Below are 25,224 nucleotides of genomic sequence, written 5' to 3'. Positions count from 1 at the left end.
ACGGCATGGATCCGCTCGCGCTAACCCTCATCGAACTGGGGGCCGTTGTGTTCTGCCTTGGCCTGCTGGCCAGGCTGGCCGGGCGGATCGGGATGTCCCCCATTCCCCTGTATTTGGTGGGCGGGCTGTTTTTCGGGGCCGGCGGCCTGGTCAAGCTGGAAGGGATGCACGAGTTCGCTCACCTTTCCAGCGAGATCGGAGTGATCCTTCTGCTCCTTATGCTCGGGTTGGAATATACAGCGACGGAGCTGGTCACCGGGCTGCGAAGGTCATGGCAGGCCGGTGTCCTGGACTTCGTGCTGAACTTCCTGCCGGGGGCAGGGCTTGCCGTGCTGCTGGGCTGGGGAGTGGTGGGAGCGATGGTGATGGGCGGCGTCACGTACATCTCCTCGTCCGGCATTGCCGCAAAGGTGATAACGGACCTGGGCCGGATCGGTAACCGTGAAACCCCGGTGGTGCTCTCCATCCTGGTCTTCGAGGACCTGGCCATGGCCATCTACCTTCCGGTCCTGACCGCCACCCTGGCCGGCGTCAGTTTCCTGGTGGGCCTTCAGACAGTGGGGATTTCACTAGCCGTGGTCACGGTGGTGCTGGTGGTGGCCCTCCGGCACGGGCACCGCGTGTCCAAGGCGGTGCACAGTGAAAACTCCGAGGTGTTCCTGCTGAACCTGCTGGGCGCGGCGTTGCTGGTGGCCGGCCTTGCCGCCGCCATGCAGGTCTCGGCCGCAGTGGGGGCGTTCATGCTGGGCATCGCCATTTCCGGTGCCACCGCGCACAGCGCCACCCGGATCCTCGAGCCGCTGCGGGACTTGTTCGCAGCAATCTTCTTCGTGGTCTTCGGCCTCAACACCGACCCCACATCCATCCCGCCGGTTCTTGGCTGGGCACTGATCCTGGCTGTCGTCACGGCCGGCACCAAGATGGTCACGGGCATCTGGGCGGCACAGCGCGCAGGGATCGCCGTGCCCGGCCGCTTCCGCGCAGGCGCCGCACTCATAGCCCGCGGCGAATTCTCCATCGTCATCGCCGGCCTGGCGGTGGCCTCCGGTGTGGTGCCGCACGACCTGGCGGCGTTGGCCACGGCCTACGTGCTGATCATGGCCATCATGGGTCCGCTGGCGGCGCGTTACGTGGAGCCGGTCGTCAAGATGCTGCGCGGCCCGGCGAAACCCCAGCCCGCCCCCGCCGCCTGAACAGCGACGCTCGCTCAGATTTCGGTGCCTAAACAGCGACGCTCGCTCAGATTTCGGTGCCTAAACAGCGACGCTCGCTCAGATTTCGGTGCCTAAACAGCGACGCTCTCTCACATCCTGCCGCCTGAACAGCGACGCTCTCTCAGATTTCGGTGCGGTGGAAGTTCAGGTGGCTGCGGCTGGCGGTGGGACCGCGCTGGCCCTGGTAACGGTTGCCGTACTCACCGGACCCGTAGGGGAACTCGGCCGCCGAGCTCAGCCTAAAGAAGCACAGCTGGCCGATCTTCATACCCGGCCACAGCTTGATGGGCAGGGTGGCCATGTTGGACAGCTCCAGGGTGACGTGCCCGGAGAACCCCGGGTCGATGAACCCCGCAGTGGAGTGCGTCAGCAGCCCCAGCCGGCCCAGTGAAGATTTTCCCTCGAGGCGTGCCGCGATATCGTCCGGCAGGGTGACGGTCTCGTAGGTGGACCCGAGCACGAACTCGCCGGGGTGGAGGATGAACGGCTCCCCGGAATCCACTTCCACCAGGCGCGTCAGCTCAGGCTGGTCCTCAGCGGGATCGATGTGCGCGTATTTGTGGTTATCGAAAAGCCGGAAAAACCTGTCGATCCGGACGTCCACGGACGACGGCTGGACCATCACCGGATCATACGGATCCAGGACAATCCGTTGGGAATCAATTTCGGCACGAATATCGCGGTCAGAGATCAGCACACTCAAAAATACCGCACCATTGCCCACCCCGCCGTCCGGGGTTACTGTTACTGCTGTTAAGGAACGTCATTTCCGATAGAGGATGAGGCTGATGTTGCGGCTGTGACGGCGCTTCTCCCAGAGATTAGGGGACGACGCCGACGGATCTGGGGTTGACTTGAGGAAAATTTCGGCACGGGCAATGGCGGCCATGATCTGCGCGCTGGCTCTCATCCCGCCTGCAGCCGGCCAGCTGGGGGGATTTTCCTCAAGCCCCGAACCCGCGGCATCTTCTGCGGCGGGGCAGCAGACGCAGAGCGTCGCTCTCGGCCCGCCGTCGGCCACGTACGACGGCGGCACGGAGGTCGCTGCTGCGGCACCGGGCCTCGCCCCCGCCGTGGACCCGGACATCAAGGCGGGTGGCTCCGCCGCGCTTGCCGATACCTCGGGCACGGCGTCTGCGGTCGCCCCTGCAGGGAGCATGTCCACGGCACCCCAAACTTCATCGGAGACAGGGACGGCTTCCCGGCCAGCCCAGGACTCCCCGCCCGAGCCGGCGTCCATTCCACCGCTATCCGCCACCGATGCGGACCTCGCAGCCCTTGCCCAGGCTCCGTCGCAAAACCCGCCGGCGCCCGCCGCTACCACCGAGGCGCTCCGGACAGAATCCCTCGCCACGGAAGCTCTGGTCAGGGACGACGCGTCATCGCAGATCAAAACCGTCTTCAACGCCATCAACACCTACCGAGCTTCGTTCGGCCTCCCCGCCGTGAAGTATCACGCCACGGTGGCAGGGATGGCCCAGGAATGGTCCGACAGCATCGCGTCGCGGGAAGTGATCGAACACCGCTCCAATTTCTGGACGGACTCCCGCGCCCTCAATCCCACCAACGGTGCAGGGGAAGTCATCGCGGTGCGCTGGGACCGCGAAGCCGCACAGCTGGTGGAATGGTGGAAGAGCTCGCCGGCCCACAACGCGATCCTCAAGGATCCGCGGTTCAATGTGATCGGCGTCGGCATCACCTTCACGGACGGAAACTGGCAGACCACTCCCAACCGGTACACCATGTGGGGCGTGGTGAACTTCTTCGGATACGGCTCGCTCCCCGCCGGAACCATCACCAGCCCGGGCGTCAGCAGCAGTGAACCGCCGCCGCCGCCTCCCACCGTCTGCGATCCGCTGGTTCGGCACATGCCGCCGACGGCGGACCTTTCCGCGGCGGCCATCAAGGGTCCAGGCGACCTGGTGTCAGTCAACTCGTCAGGTCAGCTCCTCAACCGTCAGTCGCTGGGGAACCGGCAATTCGGGGCCCAGCAGGTTATCGGGACCGGGTTTGCCTCGGCCAAGGAAGTCTTCATCACGGACTGGGAGCGGGACGGTGTCTTCGACGTCCTGGCCCAATGGACTGACGGACGGGTCACTGTGCATGCAGGAGCGGCTACCGGCGGCTTCCTCCCCGCCGTGACACTGGGCCAGTCCGGGTGGGCCGGAATGACCCTGGCGCTCGGAGGCTGGTGCGCCAACAACCGGCTCCCCCAGCTGGTGGCGCTGGACGGCTCCGGAAACCTCTGGCTGTACCCGAACCGGGGGAACGGCGACCTTGTTACCCGGACGCTGATGGCGTCGGGCGTGTCAGCCAACCGGCTTGCCATGGTCGATTACGACGGCGACGGTTTCCAGGATCTGCTGGCGCGGCAGACGGACGGAAACGTCCGCCTCTACCGGGGCTCAGGCGCACCGGCACCACGCGCCGAAACCCGGTCCGTCGTGGCCAGCGGATGGGCGGACATCACGGCAATCCGTCCGCTGAAGGACGTCACGGGCCTGAACTCGACGGGGCTGGCACTCCGGCGCGCCGGCGACGTCGTGCAGTTCTGGGACCTCAGCACCGGGGCGCTGTCCTCGCCGTCGTCCGTCCCGGGTGCGTGGGCCGGGCAGCACCTGGCGCAGTAAGCGCCCTGCGGCTAAGTATCCTGCGGCTAAGTGCCCGGAGGCTAGTGCTCCGCCGCGCGGGCTTCCAGGACTGTCTTGAGGCGTTCCAGTTGGGCGACTTCCGCCTTCATGGTCCGCTGGATCATGAAGTCCATCAGCCCAGCCAACCCCTTGGGCCGGAATTCCAGCGCGAACCGGACCCGGGTGCTGGTTCCCTCGGTGCTCAAGTAGTAGCCGCCATGCGGGCGGGCGGGACCGGCCACCACCTGGAACTGGATCTCGGCGCCCGGCCGCAGCTGGGTAATCTGGAAGTCCGCTGCAATCGGGCGCCCCGCCGGGCCCGTTAAGGTCTGCTGGTAAACGGCGCCGTTGGCGCCCACAGCGCCGGACCGCAGTTCAATGCTACGGATTCCCTCCCGCCACGAAGGAAGATTCAGCCCGTCTTGCAGGAATCGGTACACGGTCATGGCATCGCGTTCAACGACGACCTCGTACTCTGCAAATGCCACGGGGATCCCTTGTTTGTCGGACAGCTTTCTGACGTAGCCCGTTCCCCTGATACTGCAGCTAACCCAATCAGGATATTCAGGAGTGGGCCGTCCGGAGCCGCCTGAGCCGTGCCTTAACCGAACAGTTATGGAAGGCGGTGACCCGGCCCGCCCGCACCCGCGGAACGGGGAGGCCGCCAACGTTTCCGGTGTCCCTGTTCGGGGACGGCGCGCGGCTGGGGTAAAGTAAATCCGGTTGACGCAACCGGGACTATTGACCACTTTGTTGGCCAGTCCCCATGCGGCTGTAGCTCAATGGTAGAGCGCTAGCTTCCCAAGCTTGATACGCGGGTTCGATTCCCGTCAGCCGCTCCAATTTTCCCGCAAACTTCGTGGTGCCCGGTGCCGGCACGGCCCATCACCACCCGCCCCAATCGCCTGCTGCGCACCGGGACTTGCCCCTCGGGCATTAGGCGGCTACCTGTATCGTCAGAAGTCAGGAACCCCTTCGGTTCCGCTACAGGAGCAATCATGGCTGACAAGTCCCCGCGTCAAGCAGCATCCAAAAAGTCCGGCAAATCCATCAAGGAAAAACGTGCCGACAAGAGGGCCACGGAAGCGCCCGCCAGCTCCCTCGACAAGGTGACCGCCGCCAAGGCAGCGAGCCCCAAAAAGAAGTGACCGGTTCCGTGAACCACCTCACCCTCGGAGTCCTCGCCAGCACGCGAAAACCTGACGAACGGCGGCTCCCGCTCCACCCCCTTCATCTGGACCGCATAGCACCGGAGCTCAGGCGGCAAATCATCCTTGAGCAGGGCTACGGTGAACGGTTCGGCGTCTCGGACGAGCACCTGGCCTCCCTCGTGGGACGGATTGCCACCCGCGACCAGGTCATTGCCGACGCGGACGTCGTCCTGCTGCCCAAACCCCAGCCCGACGACCTTGCCGAGCTCCGCGACGGGCAGGTCCTCTGGGGCTGGCCGCACTGCGTCCAGGACCGCGCCATCACGCAGCTGGCCATCGACAAGAAGCTCACGCTGATCGCGTTCGAGGCCATGAACCACTGGGCCAGCGACGGCGGCTTCGGCCTACATGTGTTCCACAAGAACAACGAACTGGCCGGCTACTGCTCCGTCCTGCACGCCCTTGCCCTGACAGGGTCCACCGGCGATTACGGCCGGCGGCTCACTGCCGTCGTCATCGGTTTCGGCGCCACCGCCCGCGGTGCCGTCACGGCGCTGAATGCCCATGGCATCCACGACGTCCAGGTGCTGACCAACCGGGGTGTGGCCGCCGTCGGCTCGCCCATCCACTCGGTGCGGATCGCCCAGTTCGACCATGACGACAAGGCGCCGTTCCTCAGCCAGGTCATCACCGAACGCGGGAAGGTGCCGCTGGCACCGTTCCTCGCCGCGAGCGACATCGTCGTCAACTGCACCCTGCAGGATCCCAACGCCCCGCTGACATACCTGCGTGAAGAGGACCTTGGGGCGTTCCGTCCCGGCAGCCTGATCGTGGACGTGTCCTGCGACGAGGGAATGGGCTTCAGCTGGGCGAAGACAACCACCTTCGCCGAGCCCATGCTCACCGTAGGCGACCATATCGACTACTACGCGGTGGACCACAGTCCGTCCTACCTGTGGAACTCCTCCAGCTGGGAGATCAGCGAGGCGCTGCTTCCGTTCCTGGAGACCGTCATTTCAGGCCCCGAGGCATGGACCGGAAACGAGACGATCGCCCGCGCCATTGAAATCCGCGGCGGCGAGATCCTCAACAAGGACGTGCTGCAGTTCCAGCAGCGGCAGGCGGAGTACCCGCACGCCCCTCTGGACGCGTAGCTGCCGGTTGGTGCGCCGGTCCTGAGGGCCGGCGCGCCGCTTCCTTCGCCGTTCGGCTGACTATCCGGAGCAAGTGGCGCCGCCCCTTGAGGTCCACTTTGAGGGTCAGCTCGCCGCGGCGGGCCAGTACGACGGCGACAGTCATCGCTGCCAGGACCGGCACCCCGCCGGAGACCAGGATGGCGGTGTGCGGATCCAGGTGCTCGGCAATCCAGCCGAGCATCGGACCGCCGATGGCCTGGCCGCCGATCAGCACCATGATGTAGAGGCTCATGACGCGTCCGCGGATCGCCATGTTGGAGCTGATCTGGACCAGCTGGTTCGAGGCAGTCAGGAACATCAGGCACCAGAACCCGGCCAGCACCATGGCCGCGCCGAACCACACCATGGACGGCGCCAGTGCCGCCAGGCAAAGCATCAGCCCGTACATTCCGGCGCCCAGGACCACCGAGCGCAGCCGCAGGTGGCGGCGGCGGGTGGAGGCAATGGCCCCGGCGAGTGCGCCAAGCGCAACGAGGGCGTTCAGCAACCCGTAGCCTCCGGCGCCGACGTCGTACACGCGATCAGCGAAGGCGGCCAGCAGCACCGGCAGGCTCATGGCGAACACAGCGATGAACCCGGCCATCAGCCACGGCCAGTAGATGGTCGGCTTGCTGAGCGCGTACTTCAGCCCCTCCCGGAGCATGCCCTTGCGCTTTGGAGCCGGCGCACTGATGAACAGCTGGTCCTTGCGCAGGAGCAACAGCATGGCCACTGTTGAGCAGCAGGCCACGGCGTTTGCGGCGAAGGCCCAGCCGGCACCCACTGCGGTGAGCAGGAGTCCGGCGAGTGCGGGGCCGATGAGCCCGCCCAGCTGGAACGTAGTGGAGTTCACGCTGATGGCATTGCGCAGGTAGGTGGGGCCGACGAGTTCGTTGACGAACACCTGCCGGGCCGGCTGGTCCAGGACGGTGACAAGCCCCAGCACCAGGGCGATGGTGTAGACGTGCCACACTTCGATGCGCTGGCTCAGCGCCAGGATGGCGAGGGCGGCCGCAAGGACCGCTGCGGCGGCCTGGCAGAGGATGAGGATCTTCCGTTTCGGGAACCTGTCCGCCATCATCCCACCCCACGGCCCCAGCACCAGGGATGGCATGAACTGCAGGGCCACAGTGATTCCGACGGCGGTGACCGAGCCCGAAAGCTGCAGCACCAGCCAGTCCTGCGCGATCCGTTGCATCCAGAGCGCGATCACCGCAATGAAGTGCCCGATGGCGAAAATGCGGAAGTTGGGGACCCGCAGGGAAATGAAGGTGTGGCGCCACGGGAGCCGTTCAGTGACGACGGCGATCGGCTGGGTGGCGGTGGCAGGCTGCGGCAGCGCTGGCTGCGCAGTCCTTGAGGTCTGTGGTTGCGGGGGCGGGGAATCGGCAGAGGCGGCAGAGTCGATGACGGGCTGGCTGATGGTTGCCGTGGAAGGCGGAGGGGGTGCCACAGTGAATCCTCAAAGGGTGCGAGTGAGCGGGATACGTCCACGCTATGGTGGCCCAATGTGATTATGGAAGCGTATTGTTCCTATAACTAACATTGCGAACCGCAATACCACCCTGGCGCGGAGCCGTCTCACCGGCCGCCCTCACCGACAGTCCGGAACCTGCCCCGCCGCCCCGCCACTCCAGGAGTGCCATGTTTGAACCCGCCCAGCTCCGGTCTTTCTTGGCCGTTGCCGAAACCCTGAGCTTCACCAAGGCGGCGGAACGGCTCGGGTTGGCCCAGCCCACCGTCAGCCAGCACGTGCGCAAGCTGGAGGCGGCGGCGAAGCGGGTGCTGGTTGCCCGTGACACCCGGGACGTGCGGCTGACGGACAACGGTGATGCCATGGCAGGTTTTGCCCGGACCATCCTGGCGGCCCACGATGCGGCCTCCCGCTATTTCTCCGGGTCCGCCATGCGGGGCCGGCTGCGCTTAGGCACGGCGGACGACCTCGCAATCACCGGCCTCCCCCGCATCCTCCGGGAATTCCGTCAGATTTACCCCCAGATCAACCTGGAACTCACAGTGGGCCAGAGCGACCAGCTTTATAAGAAACTGAATGCCGGCCAGCTGGACCTGGTTTTTGTGAAATGGGTTGCCGGAGCGAAGGACGGCACGGTGGTGCAGCACGATGCGTTTGCGTGGGTGGGCCTGGAGCAGACGGCACTGGAACCCGGGGATCCGGTTCCGCTGATCGCCTACCCCTCGCCCAGCCTCAGCAGGAAGCTTGCCATCGACGCCCTCGAATCCCGGGGCCGGACCTGGCGCATCACCTGCACCACCCGGCAGATCAGCGGCGTCCTGGCCGCTGTCCGGGCGGGAATCGGCGTGGCCGTTATGCCGTCCTCGCTGGTACCGGAGGACCTCAAGATCATCACCCGCCGCTTCGACCTGCCGCCGGTGGGCGACGTTGATTTCACCCTGATCCGCAATCCGCTGGCCAACGCCGAGGTGATCGAGGCGCTCACCCAGGCGATTGTGGGGCGCACACTGAAGCGCTCCGCCTAGGAGTTAATACCGCCCGGGTGAGTGCACAAAACGCACATAACTAGGTAAGTACTTTCCCAGGCGCAAGTGTTTAATGCACGTAAGTGATTGAAGATATTACGTGCGTAATTTATGCTTGAATTCTGTTAAAGGTTATGCAGAAGCCAATGACAACGATTCGATGACGAACCGTGTCCGCCGCCGCTGCCTGTGGGGGCGCCTGACGGACAAAGTTCGGGATAGGCACGAGATGACGCCAACCACGAACCACCCGCATCTTTCAGTCTCAAATTCCGTCCACTCACTAAAAACGGTACGCCCGCTGTCCGTAGGGACGCACCGCAACACGCCAGCACATCATGAATCAAGCGCACACGCTGACCTAGTCACTCAGCGCGAACCGCACGCCGCCGCAACCCTGGTGGATACCGAGTTTGTGGGCAGCCCCTACTGCGAGCGGTGCGGCACTGATGAGTTCATTTACTTGGAGACCTTCGTCCCGGCAAAGTACCGGCACGACGGAACGCTCCGGAAGCCGGGCGAGGTCACGTACTTCTGCACCGGCTGCGAAGATTTCTCGGCACACTCGGTCCCAGCCTCGTGGGTGCCGCCCGGCTGGTATTTGGGCTAGCCGCAATTCCCTGACGTTCACCAAGACAGATAGTTCACCTCGACAGAAAACACATCGACAGAAACGAATCGCCGCCGGCAGGCACCCGAAGGTGCCCGCCGGCGGCGATTGTTTTTTGCCTCGACCTCGCCCCGGGCTAATGGGCGAGGCTGCCGAACGCCCGCTTAGATCAGGCTGTCCGAGAGGTGGTTCGGCGTCCCGAAGCGGTGGGCGGTGATGCTGACGGCCTGTTCGTGGAGGAACGGCAGCAGTTCCACGCGGCCGGCCTCGGTGACCGGGTGGGCGTAGATGGCCAGGTCCGGGCGTCCGCCGGTGGCTTCGGCCAGCGCCGTCGCGTCGCCGCCAAGGAGCCGGATCCGTCCGCCGGAAAGCTTCCCGGCTTCGGCGAGCCGAGCCGCGGTGGCCAGCCAGGCGGCGTCGTCCTCCACAGTGACGGTGATGTCCTGCGCGGTGAGCGCTGCCTGCAGCGGTGCGGGGAGTTCGACGGCGGTGGACACCGTCAGTGCCGAACCGGCCAGGACGCCGGCGGCTACTGCCCTCACCAGGTCAGCGACGGGTTCGCCGGCGGAGAGTCGGACCGTCACCGGGAGGGAACGGTAGCGGAAGATGTTCCGCTCGGCGCTCAGTCCGGAGACATCTTTGGCGGTGCCGAACTCTTCGGCCCAGGCGAGGGCGTCGGAGGCCAGCGCACGCTGCAGGGCCTCGAAGGCGGAAGCATCCAGTGCGCCCTTGGCTGCACCCACCAGGCGGCGAACGCCGGGGTTCGTTACAGCTGCCTTGGAGCTTCCATCGGCGCTGCCCGCCGTGCTGGCTTTGCTGGCCCAGTCGCCGAGGCCGGCAAGGTAGTTGGGCCCGCCGGCCTTCGTTCCGGCCCCGACCGCGGACTTCTTCCAGCCGCCGAAAGGCTGGCGCTGCACGATGGCGCCGGTGATACCGCGGTTGACGTAGAGGTTGCCTGCCTGGATGGTGTCCAGCCAGAGCCCCACTTCTTCCGTGCTCAGCGAGTGCAAGCCGGCGGTCAGGCCGTACTCCACCTGGTTCTGGATGGCGATGGCGTCCTCCAGGGTGTCAGCCGTCATGACGCCGAGCACCGGACCGAAGAACTCGGTGAGGTGGAAGTAGGATCCGCGGCGCACGCCATAGCGGACGCCCGGGCTCCAGAGCCGGCCGGTCTCGTCCAGCTGCCGCGGCTCAACGGCCCAGTTTTCGCCTTGGCCAAGGGTGGTGAGGGCGTTCAGGAGTTTGCCGTTGGCGGGCTCGATGATCGGACCCATCTGGCTGGTGGGGTCCTCCGGGTAGCCCACCTTGAGGGAGGTGACGGCGTCGATGAGCTGGTTGTGGAACCGCTTGGAAGTGGCCACGGAGCCCACCAGGATCACCAGTGAGGCGGCGGAGCACTTCTGCCCGGCGTGGCCGAACGCGGAATAGGCAACGTCCTTGGCGGCGAGGTCAAGGTCTGCGCTGGGCGTGACGATGATGGCGTTCTTGCCGCTGGTTTCGGCCAGGAGCGGCAGGTCCTTGCGGAAGGAGCGGAACAGTTCGGCGGTCTCGTAGCCGCCGGTCAGGATCACGCGGTCCACAGCCGGGTGCGAGATCAGCTGCTGCCCGAGCTCACGCTCACCCAGCTGGACCATGGTCAGCACGTCGCGCGGCACGCCGGCTTCCCAGAGTGCCTCGATCATCACGGCACCGCTGCGGCGGGCCTGCTTCGCGGGCTTGATCACGACGGCGGAGCCGGCCGCGAGTGCCGCCAGGGTGGAGCCGGCCGGGATGGCCACCGGGAAGTTCCACGGCGGGGTCACCACGGTGAGCTTCGCAGGCACGAACGTGGCGCCGTCGACGTCGTCAAGCCTGCGCGCGGACTCGGCGTAGTAGTGGGCGAAGTCAACGGCTTCGCTGACCTCCGGATCACCCTGGTCGATGGTCTTGCCGGTCTCGCTGGCCATAACCTCAAGCAGGTCAGCGCGGCGGGCCTCCAGGATGTCGCCGGCACGGTGCAGGACGGCGGCGCGCTCGGCACCGCTGAGGGCGCCCCAGGCCTTGCCCTTTTCCACTGCCGTGGCGATCACCGTGTTCAGCGTCTCTGCGTCCGTGATGGTTGCGGCTTCCACGGAGTCGTTGCCCAGAGTGGAGAACGGAACGCGGTCCAGGATGGCGCGGCCCCAGTCGCGGTTGGCCGGCAGGGAGGGATCCGTGTCCGGGGTGTTCTCGAAGGAGTCGCGCGGCATCGGCTCGGCAGGGAGACTGCGGTTCTGCTGGCGGTTGGCCGGGGGGACCTCGTCGTCGAGTTCTGCCAGCGAGGCGAGGAAGCGCTGCTTCTCGCGCTCGAAGAGCGTTTCGTTTTCGCTGAGCTCGAAGACGGCGGACATGAAGTTGTCCTGGCTGGCGCCCTCTTCGAGGCGGCGGATCAGGTAGGCGATGGCGACGTCGAACTCGGCGGGGTGCACCACGGGGGTGTAGAGCAGGAGCGAACCGACGTCCTTCTTGACGGCTTCGGCCTGTCCCTGCGCCATGCCGAGCAGCATCTCGAATTCGATGCCGGATTCCACGCCGCGCTGCTTGGCGAGCAGCCAGGCGAAGGCGATGTCGAAGAGGTTGTGGCCGGCCACGCCGATCCGGATGTTCTTGATCCGGTCCGGGTGCAGCGAGTAGTTGATGACGCGCTTGTAGTTGGTGTCCGAGTCCTGCTTGGTGCCCCAGGTGGCCAGCGGCCAGTCGTGGAGTGAGGATTCCACCTGTTCCATGGGCAGGTTGGCGCCCTTGACCACGCGGACCTTGATGGCGGCGCCGCCGTTGGCGCGGCGCTCGGCCGCCCAGTCCTGGAGGCGGATCATGGCGGCAAGGGCGTCCGGGAGGTAGGCCTGGAGCACGATGCCGGCCTCAAGGTCCTTGAACTCAGGCTTGTCCAGGATCCTGGTGAAGACCGCGATGGTCATGTCCAGGTCCTTGTATTCCTCCATGTCCAGGTTGATGAACTTGGCCTTTTGCCCGGCGCCTGCAAAGGAGGCGGCGCGGGTAAACAGCGGAGTGAGGCTCTCCACGACGTGCTCCACGGCCTCGTCAAAGGCCCACGCAGAGTGCGGGGCGACGGTGGAGGACACCTTGATGGAAACGTAGTCCACGTCCGGGCGGGCCAGCAGGGTGTGGGTGCCCTCGAGCCGGCGGGAGGCCTCGTGTTTGCCGAGTACGGCTTCGCCGAGGAGGTTGACGTTGAGCTTGATGCCGTCCTTGCGGATCTTCGCGATGGCCGGGCCCAGCTTGGCCTCGGTCGCGTCCACAATGAGGTGGCCCACCATTTCGCGGAGCACCTTGCGGGCGATCGGGATGACCACCTGCGGCAGGACAGGTGCCATGGTGCCGCCGAGGCGGACGGCGCTGCGCATGTACCACGGCAGGAACGCGGGGACCTTCGGGGCCAGGGCAGCAAGGTTGCGGGCGGCCACGTGGAGGTCTTCGGGGCGGACCACGCCGTCCACGAAACCGACCGTGAAGTCGAGCCCGTTGGGGTCTTTCAGGACGCCGGCGAGCTGTTCAGCGGAGGAGTCCACGGGGACCTTGGCGGCCTCCGTCAACCAGTGACGCACCAGCCCGATTGTTTCCCCGGCGAGGGCCTGGGCAACGAGCACGTGGGAAGTGGGTTCGGCGGCTGGTGCGGCGGCCCTTTTTCCGGTGAGGACACTGGGCTCCGTTGAAATGTTGGTCATATCTAACACTCGTTCTTTCCGTAGGTGAGGTCCTTCTTTCCATCAGTATGAACCTCCGTTCAGTTAAGATAAAGCGATGTTTTCTGAGCAATACAGGTTAGAAAACCCAATGCTTCAAAAGGCCGTATGAAGGTTCGGAATTCACCCAGCCCGCTCTCTCACTTCCTGCACTTTCCCGGGCGACCCTCTCTCACTTTTCGTCGCCTCCCGGGCGACCCTCTCTCACTTTTCGTCGCCTCCCGGGCGACCCTCTCCCACTTTTCGTCGCCTCCCGGGCGACCCTCTCTCACTTTTCGTCGCCTCCCGGGCGACCCTCTCTCACTTTTCGTCGCCTCCCGGGCGACCCTCTCTCACTTCGGGGACACAACAACGAACCCCCTTCCACCGAGGTGAGAGAGGGTTCGTTGATATGGCACCGGATCTGAGAGAGCGTCCGGTTTTTTGTTGCAGGAAGTGAGAGAGGGCTGGATGGCTACCCGACGGGGCGGTGCATCTCCACGGCCTCTGCGTGGCGGGGACTGTCCGGGTTCATCAGAGAGTGCTTTCGGCCGTAGCCAAAGTAGATGATCAGGCCAATGACAAGCCAGACCCCGAAGCGGGCCCAGGTCTCCCAGTGCAGCTGGAACATCAGGAAGGCAGAGGCCAGGACGCCGAAAGCCGGGATGAAGGGCATCAGCGGAAGGCGGAAGGTGCGGGGCGCATCGGGCTTCTTGTAGCGGAACACGATCACCGAGAAGCAGACGACGACGAACGCGGCCAGGATTCCGATGTTGGTCAGGTCGGCAACCGCCTTGATCGGGAACACGCCGGCCAGCAAGGCGGAGGCAATGCCCGCGATCCAGGTCACACGCTGAGGAGTTCCATGCTTGTCCGTTCCAGCGAACCAGCCGGGCAGGAGTCCGTCACGGCTCATGGAGAACCAGACGCGGGTGACGCCGAGGAGGAAGGTCAGCATCACGGTAAGGATGGACAGCACCGCGAACACAGAGATGATGGTGGCGATAATGGGCAGGCCGACACCGGTGAACGCGGACGCGAAGCCGGCCTTCGGGTCGATGTCCTGGTAGTTCTGCATGCCGGTGAGGACCAGGGTGGCCGCCACATAAAGCAGCATCGCGATGATGAGGGACAGGATGATGGCCTTGGGCATGTGCTTCTTGCCGTCCGTCGCTTCCTCGGCGGCGGTGCTCATCGCGTCATAGCCGAACACCGCGAAGAACACTGTGGCGGCGCCGGCGAAGACCGGGCCGATCCCGCTGGGCATGAACGGGTTGTAGTTATCTGCGTTGATGTAGAAGATGCCCAGCCCGATGATGAAAAGGATCAGGACCACCTTGATGGCCACGGCGACGAGTTCGAAGCGTCCGAATGTCTTGGTGCCGCGGGAGAGGATCCAGGTCACAATGAGGCAGACCACGATAGCCGGAATGTTGACGATGCCGCCCGTGCCTTCGTCGGGGGTCGAGGTCATCCAGACGGGCATGTGGATGCCGAGACCGGAGAGGAAAGCGTCGAAGTAACCGGAAATGCCGATGGCCACCACCGCTACGATGGCGATGTATTCGAGCAGAAGGTCCCAGCCGATGAACCAGCCGATCACTTCGCCGAGGGCAACATAGCCGTATGTGTATGCCGAGCCGGCGCGTGGAATCATGCCGGCAAATTCCGCATAAGACAGCGCGGCGGCAGCCGAAGCCAGTCCGGCAATCAGGAAGGAGAACAGCACCGCGGGCCCCACACCCGGCGTGTCCGCACTGCCTGCCGCCACCAGCCCGGCGAGGGAGAATATCCCGACGCCGATAATGCCGCCGACTCCGATGGCTGTTAGTTGCCAGAGTCCGAGCGACTTGAATAGTCCGCTGTGTTTATTTTCTTCTTCAATGTCGTCGAGTGGCTTGCGCCGCATGATCGACTGGGTCATATCTTTAGTGCTCATCAGGAACTCCTGCTTGGGGTGCGGCCCCATCGCGGTGCCTTGGTGCGGGTCTGTGACGGGGGTAACTCACCCGATCAGTATGCAAGGCCAATTGCATTAGATAAAGTGAATTCTCCTAATTAATATTGATTAGATTTAGCGAAGGAACGGCCATGCTCGACGTCCGGCGGTTGAGGCTGCTTCGTGAACTTAAGATCCGGGGAACCCTGGCGGAGGTGGCGGACGCCCTCCAGTACAGCCCTTCATCCGTCTCCCAGCAGTTGGCGCTGCTGGAAAAGGAAGCCGGGGTCCAGCTGCTGCGCAAGACGGGGCGCCGGGTCCAGCTGACCCCGCAGGCCGAAGTCCTGGTTGCCCACACCGCCCATCTGCTCGAAACGCTGGAGCAGGCCGAGGCGGACCTGGCAGCATCGCTGACCACCGTTTCAGGCACGGTCCGGATCGCCGTCTTCCAGTCCGCGGCACTGGCACTGATGCCGGGCACGCTCACGCGGATGGCAGCCAGCTACCCCGAGGTCAGGATCGAAATGGTCCAGCGGGAGCCGGAAACAGCGCTGCACGAAACCTGGGCCCGGGGCTTTGACCTGGTAATCGCGGAGCAGTACCCCGGCCACGCCGCTCCCCGGTACGCCGAGCTGGACCGTATCCGGCTGACCAGCGATGCCATCCGACTGGCTATTCCCGGACGGGACAAGGGTTTGGCGCCCATCAGCTCGCTCGAAGACACGGCGGACCTGGCGTGGGTCATGGAGCCGAGGGGCGCGGCATCCCGGCACTGGGCCGAACAGGCCTGCCGAAGCGCAGGCTTTGAGCCCGACGTCCGGTACGAAACGGCGGACCTGCAGGCGCAGATCCGGCTGATCGAGTCCGGCAACGCTGTAGGCCTGATGCCGGACCTGGTATGGACCGGCAGGGGAACATCGGCGGAGCTGCTGCTCCTGCCGGGCAACCCGCACCGGACCGTCTTCACCTCTGTGCGGCGGTCCAGCGTCAAGCGGCCCGCCATCCTGGCCGCCCGGGAAGTACTGGCCTTGACCGCCGACTCGATTGCACCGGCGGGGCCGGTGCCGCCGGAGGCCAAATCCGCCTGATCCTCGGGCATCATCCGAAGTTGCCAGGGATCGGCCGGGGAGTTCCCTACGTCACAGCGCGGAATTGCACCGGGCGTTAGACTGATCACGTTATGAATCGCACAATGTTTAAGTCCAAAATTCACCGGGCCACTGTCACGCATGCCGATCTGCACTACGTAGGGTCGGTCACCGTTGACCTGGACCTGCTGGATGCCGCGGACATTCTCCCGGGAGAGCTCGTGGCGATCGTCGACGTCACCAACGGCGCACGCCTTGAGACCTACACCATTGCCGGCGAGCGCGGTTCCGGTGTCATCGGCATCAACGGGGCGGCGGCGCACCTGATGCATGAAAATGACATCGTCATCCTGATCACCTATGCCGAGATGACCACGGAGGAGGCCCGGGCCTACACTCCGAAGGTTGTCCATGTGGACAAGGACAACAAGATTGTCCAGATCGGCAACGACCCCGCCGAAGGCCACACCCGCGGCCTCATGCGGCCGCCGTTCGCACTGAACAACTCCGCACTGAACTAGGCCGGCTGCCAGCCCCGGCACTCACCAGGGGCTCCGAAACCGTCAACGCATCCGGCCGGAAGCCCGCCTGTCCGGATACCGAGATCCTGCCCACACTCCGGCTTCAGGCTGATTAAATCTGATTAGGCTGGGATGGTGAACGCTAACCCCCACCCGCCTGCCCGGACAGAATCAATGTCAGGGACACCTTCAGGGACATTTGGGTGCTAGGCGTTCTGGCGGGCTTCTTCGTAGTCTGGGCCATCATCCTTGTCGGCATGTTCGTGGGCCGCAGGAACATCCTCGGAGAGAACGCCCGTTCCGTGCTCAGCGCGCTGACCTTTTTCGTGGCCAGCCCGGCACTCCTGTTCGAGACCCTCAGCAAGGCCAAGCTCCACGACGTCGTTGCCGCTCCCCTGCTGGTCACCGCCGTTGGTGCGATGGTCACCGCCACACTCTTCTTCGTGATCGTCCGGTTCCTGCTGAAACGCACCGTGCCCGAATCGCTGATGTCGTCCATGAGTGCGTCACTGGCGAACTCCGCCAACCTGGGCATCCCCATCGCCGTGTACGTCCTCGGCGACGCCAGCTACGTGGCTCCGCTGCTGATCTTCCAGCTGGCCTTCTTCACGCCGCTCTTCCTGATGGCGCTGGATGCCACCACCAGCGCACACCGGACCACTCCCGGCCGCTTCGTACTCATGATCCTGAAGAACCCGATGATCGTGGGTTCGGCACTGGGCCTGGTGGTGGCGGGGACGGGATGGCAGGTACCGGAACTGGTCATGCAGCCCATTCACCTGATCGGCGGGGCAGCCATCCCAGCCATGCTGATCGCGTTCGGCATGAGCCTCAACGGCGCCCGGCCACTGCAGGGAGCCGCGGGCCGCCGCCTCGACACCCTCCTGGCCAGCGCCTTCAAGCTCGTAATCCACCCGGCCATCGCCTACGTATTCGCCCGCATGCTCGGTATGGAAGGGCATGCCCTGTTCGCCGTTGTGGTGACGTCCGCCTTACCCACCGCCCAGAACGTTTTCGTCGCGGCCAGCCGCTACAGGACGGGCCTCACCGTGGCCAAGGACACCGTGCTGATCACCACGGTCGTGGCAGTCCCGGCCATGATCGGCGTGGCCCTGCTGCTCACCTAGTTCTTCTGGTGCTGGTCCAGGAGCCGGGCGCAGCGGATGAAGCCGAGGTGGGAGTACGCCTGCGGGTGGTTGCCCAGATGGGTTTCAGTGCCGGGATCGTACTCCTCGGGCAACAGGCCCGTGGGACCGAACAGGTTCACGAGCTGGTCGAACAGGTCCCACGCCTCCTCGATCCGGCCCACCGCCACATAGGCCTCAATCAGCCAGGTGGTGCAGATGTGGAAGCCGCCCTCCAGGCCCGGCAGGCCGTCGTCGTACCTGTACCGGAAAACGGTGGGTCCCACGCGAAGCTCCCGTTCCACGGCGGTGACAGTGTCCAGGAACCGCTGGTCGGTCACGTCCAGCAGGCCGGACAGGCCGATGTGCAGCACCGCTGCGTCCAGGTCCGGGCTGTCGTAGGCAACGGTGTAGGACGCCGCGCCGTCGTCCCAGCCCTCGCGGAGGACTTCCTCGCGGATAATTGCTGCGGTGGGCGCCCAGGCCGGATCCGGTTCCCTGCCGTGCCGGGCCGCGGTGCGCAGCGCCCGGTCCAGCGTCACCCAGCACATGACCTTGGTGTACACGTGGTGCCGCGGTGCGCGGCGCGCTTCCCAGATCCCGTGGTCGGCCTCATGCCAGCGGGCCAGCACCGCGGAGGCCATCTGCCCCATGAGCTCCCAGTGCGTATCCTCCAGCGCGCCTTCGCGTTCGCTCACTGCGGCGATGAGTTCGGCGATGGGCCCGAACACGTCCAGCTGCACCTGATGGTCCGCGGCGTTGCCGATCCGTACGGGCCGGGATCCCGCGTAGCCGGGCAGGCTCTCGATGATGGCCTCCGTGGACAGCGGCGCTCCCGTGACTGAGTACAGCGGGTGCAGCCATTCCGGCCCGGGCGCGTTGTCCAGGATCCGCCCCAGCCAGCGGAGGAACCCGTACGCTTCCGTCGTGGAGCCCAGGTCCACCAGCGCGTTGACGGTCATGGAACCGTCCCGCAGCCAGCAGTAGCGGTAGTCCCAGTTCCGGGTGCCGCCGATTCCTTCCGGCAGCGACGTGGTGGGCGCGGCCAGCACGGCACCGGTGGGCTCATGCACCAGCGAGCGCAGCACCAGCGCCGACCGGCGCACCAGCGACGGCTTGACGCCCGGCAGCGCCAGGTCCTGGACCCACCGCCGGGAGTGATGGGCGACGGCGGCACGGCGCTCAGTCTCGCCGCTCACCTCCACCTGGCCCGGATCGGTGTCACCGCAGCGCAGGTTGAGCACCACGGGCCCGTTCCGCAGGTTAACGTCCGCTGTGGCAGTGGCATGGCGGCCGTCCGAGGTGATGGAAAAGCTGACGCCGGGAGCCAGCAGGATGATGGGATCGGAGGTGCCCACCACGTGCAGATCCTCGCCCCGCGCCTCCATGCTGAACGGTGCATTGGCGTAGTCGGGCCGGGGCGCGAAGACGATCCTTGCCGCGCCGCTCCCCGACAGTACCCGGACCAGGCTGGTGATCCCGTCCGGGGCCGGTTCGAGGTAGTCGGTCACCGTGACGTCGGCCCAGCGGGTTTCCACGATCATGGTGCTGTCCACGTAGCGCTGGCCAAGCACCTGGGACGCCTTCACCGGTTCCACCGAGAAGTGGCCAGCCGCATCGCCGCCCAGGATATGGGCGAACAGGGACCCGGAGTCCGGCAGCGGGTGGCTCATCCAGCAGACCTTGGCTTCCGGGGTGATCAGGGCCGTGGACGAGCCGTTGCCGATCATGGAGTGGCGCTCCAGGCCGACGGCGTCCTCCCCGAAGAGCCATGCCCGCCGCAGTTCGAACAGGATGGCCAGGACCCGGGCAAACGATTCGGGATCGCGCAGACGGTGGGCCGCGGCCGTTAGCCCCTCCCCCACCTTGATGCCCATGTCCGGGCCGCGGAGCGTGGCCATGGCCAGTTCGTCGCTGGAGGCGTCGCCGGCATAGAGGGCGGCACTCACCCCCAGGCGGGCACGGAGATGTTCGAGGGCGTCCGCCTTGGACGGTTCCACCACGGAGAGGTCCAGCACGGAACCGTCAACAATGTAGAACAGGCCGTGGGCTCGGGCCACTTCCTCGGCCTTCTCCAGCACCTTCGCAACGATCGCGGGCGACGCCGGCCGCGTGTGCACGGAAACCGCCACCGGCTTCCGCTCGATGCTGATCCCCTTATAGGCGCCGATGGTTTCAACGAGGGCCTGGCTTGCCTGCTGCAGGACGGATTCGGTGGCCAGCGAGAGTCCGTGGGCAAAGCCCATATCGAACTCCGCGCCGTGGGAACCCACCAGGTGCACTTCCGCCGGGAGCCGGGACACTGCCGCCAGGTCCCGCAGCGACCTCCCGGAGATGACGGCGGCGTGGGTATTGGGCAGGGCCGCCAGGGCACGGAGGGCGATCGCGGCGCTGCCCAGCGGCAGGGTCTCGGTGGAGATGCCTTCCGCGTCACAGAGCGTGCCGCCATAGTTGCAGGCCACCAGCAGCCCGGGAGTGCGGGCCAGGATCTTGAGTTCAGCCAGGAGGTGCGGCGTGAGGCCGTCGTCGGCGGCGTCCGACTGCACAAATGCGCGGAGCAAGCCGAGCGGCAGGGACCGCGTCAGGAGGGCGGAATCGGCCACGGTCTGGTTAAGCGGAGTAGGCACAGGCGACGTCCTTCGGATAATCCCCAATGATGCGTGAGAAAGTCCGGCGAGGGACATACCCCCAGTTTCCTGTGCCGTCGTTACACCAGAATATCCCTGTCATTGCGGGAATGTAACGTGTGCGTGCCCTCTGTTTAAGGCGGACGACGGCGGGCAGGCGGACGACGGCGGGCAGGCAGCTACCGCTGCGCCCGTTTCAGTACCACCACGGTGGCGTCGTCGGATACGTCCCGGCCCGAGGCGAGCTCAAGGACGGCGTCGCAGGCAGTTTGCGCGCTGGCGCTGGCAGAGACCGTGCCGGCCACAACGGCCGTCAGGACCTCGATGTCGGGGTAGACGTCCAGCAGGCCGTCGCTGACCACGGCCAGCGAGTCGCCGGGTTCCAGCAAAACCTGGTGCGCGTCCCACTCCTGTCCGGGCCAGGCCCCGACGGGAGGTCCGCCGGTGAGCAGCCGCGAAGAACTGCCGTCCGCCTTGACGTGAAGTCCCAGTCCGTGGCCTGCGTCAACATAGTTCAGGATTCCGGTGGAGGCGGCCAGCCGGGCGTGGAAGAGGGTGACGAAGGACGCGGACTGTTCCAGGTCGGCTTCCAGGATCCGGCCCGCCGATTTGAAGGCCTCGCCCAGCGGCGACCTGTGGGCAACTGAACGCATAACGGCACGGACGGTTGCTGCGATCAGCGCTGCCCCCATGCCTTTGCCCATGGCGTCCGCCAGCGTCAGCTGCAGGCCGCCGTCGTTCGGGTACCAGTCGAAGAAGTCGCCGCCGACGTTGCGGGACGGCCGGAAGGATCCGGCGATGTCGAACCCGTCGAAGGACAGCCCCTCCGCTGGCAGCAGGCTGCGCTGGACCTCGACGGCGCGGCGCAGTTCGTCCTGGACCGCGGCCTCGTGGACGGCGCTGGCGCGCGGCCTGCGGAACAGCGCGGTGATCCGGGACCCGAGTTCGCGGGGGCTGAAGGGCTTGGTGAGGTAGTCATCCGCGCCGGTGTCGAGCCCGGTCAGCCGGTCCAGTTCCTCGCCGCGGGCGGTGAGCATCAGGATGTAGGCGTCGGAAAAGCCGCGCAGTTCGCGGCAGACTTCAACGCCGTCGATGTCGGGCAGGTTCAGGTCAAGGGTGACCAGTTCAGCGCCCTCGCGCTGCATCAGCTCAATGCCGACCCGCCCGGATGAGACGGAGGAAACCTGGAAGCCCTGCTTGGTCAGGATGTGCACCAGCAGGCCGCGGATGTCTTCATCGTCCTCAATGACGAGGGCACGGCGTAGGTCCGGCTCATCAGTCATGCACTCATTAGACTCCGTGCGGGCCGTTATTGTCACATCGGTATCATCCGGACCGTTCTGCCAGACCGGTCGATTCCGCCCCGCCGTCGGCTGGCGGTACGCGACGGCTGAAGCGCGCGGCGGCAGGCGCCTAGACCCGGGCCATCCCGGCTGCAGCGGCGAGCAGTTCGACGGACCGGAGGCGGGCCTCTGTTCCGTTGCTCTGGTGGGCCACGATCAGTTCATCCGCGTCAGCATGGGCTGTGAACTCGTCGAGGTAGTCCATCACCACATCCGGAGTGCCGATGGCCGAGTACTTCATCATCTGGGCTACATGCTGGCCCTGCGGCGAGTCGAGGATCATGTCCGCCTCATCATCGGTGAACACCCTGCCGTTGCCGAAGAACAGGGACACCCGGGCGCGCTTGGTGGCCTGGAACATCTCCTGCGCCTCGGCGGCGGAATCAGCCGCAATCACATTCACACCGGCGATCACATGCGGAGCGTCGAGCTGGGCCGAGGGCTTGAATTCGCGGCGATAGCTGGCCACGGCATCCTGCAGGGCGTTGGGCGCGAAGTGCGAGGCGAACGCGTACGGCAGCCCGAGCTGCGCTGCCAGCCGGGCCCCGAAAAGCGAGGACCCCAGGATGTACAGCGGCACGTTGGTGCCCTTGCCCGGCGTCGCCTCCACACCCTGGATGCGGGTGGGGCCGGTCAGGTAGCCCTGCAGTTCCAGGACATCCTGCGGGAAGGAGTCTGCCGACATCGGGTCGCGGCGGAGGGCACGCATCGTGTTCTGGTCGCTGCCCGGCGCACGGCCCAGGCCGAGGTCGATGCGGCCCGGATGCAGGGTCTCCAGCGTGCCGAACTGTTCGGCGATGGTCAGCGGCGAGTGATTGGGCAGCATCACGCCGCCTGCGCCCAGCCTGATACTGCTGGTGTTGGCCGCGATGTGGGCGATCAGCACGCTCGTGGCCGAGGAAGCGATGGAGGACATGTTGTGGTGCTCCGCGTACCAGACCCGGCGGTAGCCCAGCTCCTCCGCCCGCTGCGCCATGGCCACACTGCCGGCGAAGCTCTCGGCCGCTGTTTGACCCTTAGCGATGGTGGCCAGGTCAAGGATGGAAAGCGGAACAGTCACGGAGGAGCCGGCCTTTCGTAGCGGAGCGGTGGCGGTCCGTTCCGGTAGCGGAACAGGCACACTGGCGACAACGACGGCGGCGGCCGGGTTATTTCTGGATGTCGCCGTGGTGCCGGACACGCCGAAGCAGGGCCGCCATTTCCGGCAACCCCGCTCCTTTTTAGCTCGCTTGTGCTACTTCATCACCGCGCTAGGCCACGCAGCCCCCGAGGGCGATCTGCCCGTCGATGGCGGCGATCTGGCCCTGAACCGCCGAAAGCTGTGCCTGCAGGTTGACGACAACGGCCTTTTGGGCCTCGATGGCAGTCTTGTTTGTTTTCTTCTGAGCAGTCAGGGTGTCCAACTGTCCCTTGGCAATGGTGAACTGTTGATCCAGCGTGTTCAGCTGTGCCTGGAGCGCCTTGAGCTGAGCCTCCGTGGCGCTGATTTCGCCGTTGAGCTTGTTCAGCTGGTCCAGCAGCGGAGCCACCTGGGTCTGCAGACGCAGAACGTCAGCTTCCTTGCCGGCGATCTGCGTGTTGAGGACCGCTAGCTGGGCGACCAGGGTGTCCAGTTCCCCGTTCAAGGTCGCAATCTCACCCTGTTTGGTGGAAACTGCTGTGTTGGCGCCGTCCACCGCGGATTGCAGCGCTGGCAGCTCGTTTTGCAGCCCGCTGACCTCTGCCTTTTTGGCCTCGACTGCAGCATTTGCGGCGGTCAGGGCGTCATTTGCTTCGGCCAGCTTGGTCTGGAGCCCGCTGAGAACGTTCTTCTGTTCCGCGACGGCGGCCTGGGCCTCGGCCACTCCCTGAGTCAGTCCCGGGAGGGCAGCCTCAAGGTCCACCACTACCTGTTGCTGCGTGGACACGTTGGCCGCGGCCGTGGCTGCGGCACCTTGAAGCGCGGGCAGCTGCCCCTGCAAAACGCTGAGCTCCCCCTGCTTGGCACTGACCGCGGCATTGGCATCGGTGACCGCGGCCTGGAGCGCCGGAACCTGGCCGTTGAGCGTTGCGATCTCGCCTTCCTTGGTAGCAACCGCAGCGTTTGCGGTTGTCAGGGTGGCCTGCAGCGGCGCGGCCTGCTGCTGCAGGGCGCTGCTTTCCTGCTGCTTGGTCAGGAGCTGGGCGTTAAGGGTATTAACCGAGGTCTGAAGAGTGGTCAGATCACCTTGGTACCCGGAAATCTGGGCATTCTTTGTGGTGATCAGGCCGTTCACCGTCGTCAGCTCGGCCTGGTACGCAAGAATCTGGGCCTCACGTGCCTCGCGCTCCTCCTTCTTTCCGCCATTGATCGCCCCCAAACGTAGGATCTCGCCAGCAAGAAACGACTTGCGCGCTTGTAGGGCCACGAGATCCGCGTTCGCCTGCGTGAGCTGCTCCTGTTTTGCCGTAATCAAGATGTTCTTGGCCGCAATCTGCCCCTGCAACGACACGATTTCCGCATTGACTGCAGCGATGTTGTTCGTTTTGGCGGCCAGCGCCGAGGCAGCTGCGGCCGCATTCGCCTTCAGCGTGGTCAGCTCACCCTGCGCCGTGATGATCGCAGCGCCCTTGGCAGCCAGGGCATCCGCGGCCTGGCTGGCGGCTGTTTGCAGGGCCGCGAGTTCGCCCTGCGCCGTGCCGATCTCAGCGTTCTTGGCGGTTACAGCATCTGCCGCCGATTGGGCTGTGGACTGCCGGGTAGCGAGGGTGGCCTTTGCCTCAGCGACTTTCGCCTGCTGGGCCTCCAATTGCGCCTGGGCGGTCTCCCCGGCACCTTCAAGCCGCGTCAGGTCGGTCTCCGCATCAGCAACTGCCTGGGCAGCTGTGGCTGCAGCCGCCGTCGCTTGTTCTGCGGCACCCGTCAGGCTGGTTAGTTCGCCCTGTGCCGTCACGATTTCAGAGTTCTTGCCGGCGAGGGCCTCAGCGGCCGCATTTGCAGCGGCCTGGAGTGCCGGGAGTTCGCCCTCTGCCGCGCTGATCTCGCTCCTCTTCGCGGCTTCCTGGGCTTCGAGGCCTGCCCTCTGTTTGTCCAGCAGGGCAGCAGCGGCCTGGGCAACGCCGAGCTCTTCCTGCAGCGGCGTGAGTTGCGCTTCGGTGGTGGCCCTCTCCGCTTCGAGTCCGGCCAGCGCCTTCTCGGCATCGGCAACCGACTGGACAACATTGGCCTGGGCAACCTTAAGCCCAGCCAGTTCGGTGGCCGCCGAGTCCATGTCCGAGGTCAGCTGCTGCTGCTCCGCGCTGAGCACGGCAATCGCCTTCTCTGCCGCGGCGATCTCCGTCGTCAGGCCGCCCGCCTTCGCCTGCAGCGCCGCACGCTCGGCCTGCAGAGACGCGATTAGCACCGCGTTCTTGCGGGCCCCGGCCTTGAGCAGGTTCTCCTGCACGGTGCCGCGGTGGGCAAACTGATTCACCACTCCGTTGCAGATGCTGGCGGTGTCGTTGGCCGCCTGGGCGGCCGGGACCAGCACCAGCATGCTGGTCAGGACACCGGGGAGGACGACGGCGGCAGCCAGCCGGCGGGCGAAGACGGACGAGGTGGGCGCTTGTTGCATGGGGACCCCCGGGACGCGAGATGGGATTTG

18 protein-coding genes and 1 tRNA gene are annotated in these 25,224 nt (G+C 65.7%); 10 read left to right on the top strand and 9 right to left on the bottom strand.

The features are described from left to right. Positions 1 to 5: 5 nt before the first annotated feature. Complete coding sequence (locus J2S97_RS20005; RefSeq protein WP_307051686.1) at positions 6 to 1,193, top strand: cation:proton antiporter; 1,188 nt, start codon at positions 6 to 8, stop codon at positions 1,191 to 1,193. 142 nt (positions 1,194 to 1,335) lie between these two features. On the opposite strand, the gene dcd is transcribed toward J2S97_RS20005, so the two are convergent. Continuing rightward, positions 1,336 to 1,911 carry a dCTP deaminase gene (gene dcd / locus J2S97_RS20000; RefSeq protein WP_307051685.1) on the bottom strand — a complete coding sequence of 192 codons (576 nt, stop codon included), beginning with the start codon at positions 1,909 to 1,911 and terminating at the stop codon, positions 1,336 to 1,338. A 181-nt stretch (positions 1,912 to 2,092) separates the two neighbouring features. Here dcd and J2S97_RS19995 point away from each other — a divergent pair, with 181 nt between their 5' ends. Beyond that, positions 2,093 to 3,844 (top strand): CAP domain-containing protein, encoded by a 1,752-nt coding sequence (locus tag J2S97_RS19995; protein ID WP_307051684.1) that lies wholly within the window; start codon positions 2,093 to 2,095, stop codon positions 3,842 to 3,844. A 41-nt stretch (positions 3,845 to 3,885) separates the two neighbouring features. On the opposite strand, the gene J2S97_RS19990 is transcribed toward J2S97_RS19995, so the two are convergent. Then, a complete protein-coding gene (locus tag J2S97_RS19990) occupies positions 3,886 to 4,332 on the bottom strand; it encodes an SRPBCC family protein (protein ID WP_307051683.1) in 447 nt (148 codons plus the stop codon). A gap of 280 nt (positions 4,333 to 4,612) precedes the next feature. Here J2S97_RS19990 and J2S97_RS19985 point away from each other — a divergent pair. The 3 genes from J2S97_RS19985 to J2S97_RS19975 all read left to right on the top strand — a co-directional run bounded on the left by J2S97_RS19985 (position 4,613) and on the right by J2S97_RS19975 (position 6,149). Continuing rightward, a tRNA-Gly gene (locus J2S97_RS19985) sits at positions 4,613 to 4,686 on the top strand. 156 nt (positions 4,687 to 4,842) lie between these two features. Beyond that, a complete protein-coding gene (locus tag J2S97_RS19980) occupies positions 4,843 to 4,992 on the top strand; it encodes a hypothetical protein (RefSeq protein WP_307051682.1) in 150 nt (49 codons plus the stop codon). Next, positions 4,989 to 6,149, top strand: a complete 1,161-nt coding sequence (locus tag J2S97_RS19975; protein WP_307051681.1) for a N(5)-(carboxyethyl)ornithine synthase — start codon at positions 4,989 to 4,991, stop codon at positions 6,147 to 6,149. The genes J2S97_RS19980 and J2S97_RS19975 overlap by 4 nt, the downstream gene beginning before the upstream one ends. Here the strand turns inward: J2S97_RS19975 and J2S97_RS19970 are convergent. Further along, positions 6,082 to 7,623 carry an MFS transporter gene (locus J2S97_RS19970; protein ID WP_307051680.1) on the bottom strand — a complete coding sequence of 514 codons (1,542 nt, stop codon included), beginning with the start codon at positions 7,621 to 7,623 and terminating at the stop codon, positions 6,082 to 6,084. The two genes, J2S97_RS19975 and J2S97_RS19970, sit on opposite strands and share 68 nt — an antisense overlap. A gap of 191 nt (positions 7,624 to 7,814) precedes the next feature. On the opposite strand from J2S97_RS19970, the gene J2S97_RS19965 reads away from it, so the two are divergent. Together J2S97_RS19965 and J2S97_RS19960 are read left to right on the top strand one after the other, a co-directional pair. Next, complete coding sequence (locus J2S97_RS19965) at positions 7,815 to 8,669, top strand: LysR substrate-binding domain-containing protein (RefSeq protein ID WP_307051679.1); 855 nt, start codon at positions 7,815 to 7,817, stop codon at positions 8,667 to 8,669. 400 nt (positions 8,670 to 9,069) lie between these two features. Next, positions 9,070 to 9,279, top strand: coding sequence for a hypothetical protein (locus tag J2S97_RS19960; RefSeq protein WP_307051678.1), 210 nt, complete (start codon positions 9,070 to 9,072; stop codon positions 9,277 to 9,279). Between the two features lie 164 nt (positions 9,280 to 9,443). Here the strand turns inward: J2S97_RS19960 and J2S97_RS19955 are convergent, their stop codons facing one another. Further along, positions 9,444 to 12,983, bottom strand: coding sequence for a bifunctional proline dehydrogenase/L-glutamate gamma-semialdehyde dehydrogenase (locus J2S97_RS19955; protein WP_307051677.1), 3,540 nt, complete (start codon positions 12,981 to 12,983; stop codon positions 9,444 to 9,446). A 472-nt stretch (positions 12,984 to 13,455) separates the two neighbouring features. Continuing rightward, positions 13,456 to 14,919: an amino acid permease gene (locus J2S97_RS19950; protein ID WP_307051676.1), complete on the bottom strand. Its 1,464-nt coding sequence runs from the start codon at positions 14,917 to 14,919 to the stop codon at positions 13,456 to 13,458. Between the two features lie 152 nt (positions 14,920 to 15,071). On the opposite strand from J2S97_RS19950, the gene J2S97_RS19945 reads away from it, so the two are divergent. The 3 genes from J2S97_RS19945 (at position 15,072) to J2S97_RS19935 (ending at position 17,655) form a co-directional block, all read left to right on the top strand. Further along, positions 15,072 to 16,007, top strand: coding sequence for a LysR family transcriptional regulator (locus J2S97_RS19945; RefSeq protein ID WP_307051675.1), 936 nt, complete (start codon positions 15,072 to 15,074; stop codon positions 16,005 to 16,007). A gap of 92 nt (positions 16,008 to 16,099) precedes the next feature. Continuing rightward, positions 16,100 to 16,528 carry an aspartate 1-decarboxylase gene (gene panD / locus J2S97_RS19940; RefSeq protein WP_307051674.1) on the top strand — a complete coding sequence of 143 codons (429 nt, stop codon included), beginning with the start codon at positions 16,100 to 16,102 and terminating at the stop codon, positions 16,526 to 16,528. 203 nt (positions 16,529 to 16,731) lie between these two features. Further along, complete coding sequence (locus J2S97_RS19935) at positions 16,732 to 17,655, top strand: AEC family transporter (protein ID WP_307051673.1); 924 nt, start codon at positions 16,732 to 16,734, stop codon at positions 17,653 to 17,655. On the opposite strand, the gene otsB is transcribed toward J2S97_RS19935, so the two are convergent. The 4 genes from otsB to J2S97_RS19915 all read right to left on the bottom strand — a co-directional run bounded on the left by otsB (position 17,652) and on the right by J2S97_RS19915 (position 25,194). Next, complete coding sequence (gene otsB, locus J2S97_RS19930) at positions 17,652 to 20,279, bottom strand: trehalose-phosphatase (protein WP_307051672.1); 2,628 nt, start codon at positions 20,277 to 20,279, stop codon at positions 17,652 to 17,654. The genes J2S97_RS19935 and otsB overlap by 4 nt on opposite strands. Before the next feature lie 179 nt (positions 20,280 to 20,458). Beyond that, on the bottom strand, positions 20,459 to 21,562 hold the full coding sequence (locus J2S97_RS19925) for a PP2C family protein-serine/threonine phosphatase (RefSeq protein WP_307051671.1): 1,104 nt from the start codon (positions 21,560 to 21,562) through the stop codon (positions 20,459 to 20,461). Between the two features lie 130 nt (positions 21,563 to 21,692). Then, on the bottom strand, positions 21,693 to 22,682 hold the full coding sequence (locus tag J2S97_RS19920; RefSeq protein ID WP_307051670.1) for an LLM class flavin-dependent oxidoreductase: 990 nt from the start codon (positions 22,680 to 22,682) through the stop codon (positions 21,693 to 21,695). A gap of 190 nt (positions 22,683 to 22,872) precedes the next feature. Further along, a complete protein-coding gene (locus J2S97_RS19915; RefSeq protein WP_307051669.1) occupies positions 22,873 to 25,194 on the bottom strand; it encodes a chromosome segregation ATPase in 2,322 nt (773 codons plus the stop codon). Between the last annotated feature and the right edge of the window lie 30 nt (positions 25,195 to 25,224).

The sequence above is a fragment of the Arthrobacter oryzae genome (genome assembly GCF_030812315.1).
Classification (GTDB): Bacteria; Actinomycetota; Actinomycetes; order Actinomycetales; family Micrococcaceae; genus Arthrobacter; species Arthrobacter oryzae_B.
The sequence above is the reverse complement of the archived record's forward strand: the minus strand, read 5'-3'. Positions and strand labels throughout refer to the sequence as shown.

Bases quoted from the DNA above. Each gene is read 5' to 3' on its own strand.
- J2S97_RS20005 (WP_307051686.1), top strand. From the start codon at position 6: ATGGATCCGCTCGCGCTAACCCTCATCGAACTGGGGGCCGTTGTGTTC.
- J2S97_RS19995 (WP_307051684.1), top strand. From the start codon at position 2,093: ATGGCGGCCATGATCTGCGCGCTGGCTCTCATCCCGCCTGCAGCCGGC.
- J2S97_RS19980 (WP_307051682.1), top strand. From the start codon at position 4,843: ATGGCTGACAAGTCCCCGCGTCAAGCAGCATCCAAAAAGTCCGGCAAA.
- J2S97_RS19965 (WP_307051679.1), top strand. From the start codon at position 7,815: ATGTTTGAACCCGCCCAGCTCCGGTCTTTCTTGGCCGTTGCCGAAACC.
- J2S97_RS19955 (WP_307051677.1), bottom strand. From the start codon at position 12,983: ATGACCAACATTTCAACGGAGCCCAGTGTCCTCACCGGAAAAAGGGCC.
- J2S97_RS19950 (WP_307051676.1), bottom strand. From the start codon at position 14,919: ATGAGCACTAAAGATATGACCCAGTCGATCATGCGGCGCAAGCCACTC.
- J2S97_RS19945 (WP_307051675.1), top strand. From the start codon at position 15,072: ATGCTCGACGTCCGGCGGTTGAGGCTGCTTCGTGAACTTAAGATCCGG.
- panD (WP_307051674.1), top strand. From the start codon at position 16,100: ATGAATCGCACAATGTTTAAGTCCAAAATTCACCGGGCCACTGTCACG.
- J2S97_RS19925 (WP_307051671.1), bottom strand. From the start codon at position 21,562: ATGACTGATGAGCCGGACCTACGCCGTGCCCTCGTCATTGAGGACGAT.
- J2S97_RS19915 (WP_307051669.1), bottom strand. From the start codon at position 25,194: ATGCAACAAGCGCCCACCTCGTCCGTCTTCGCCCGCCGGCTGGCTGCC.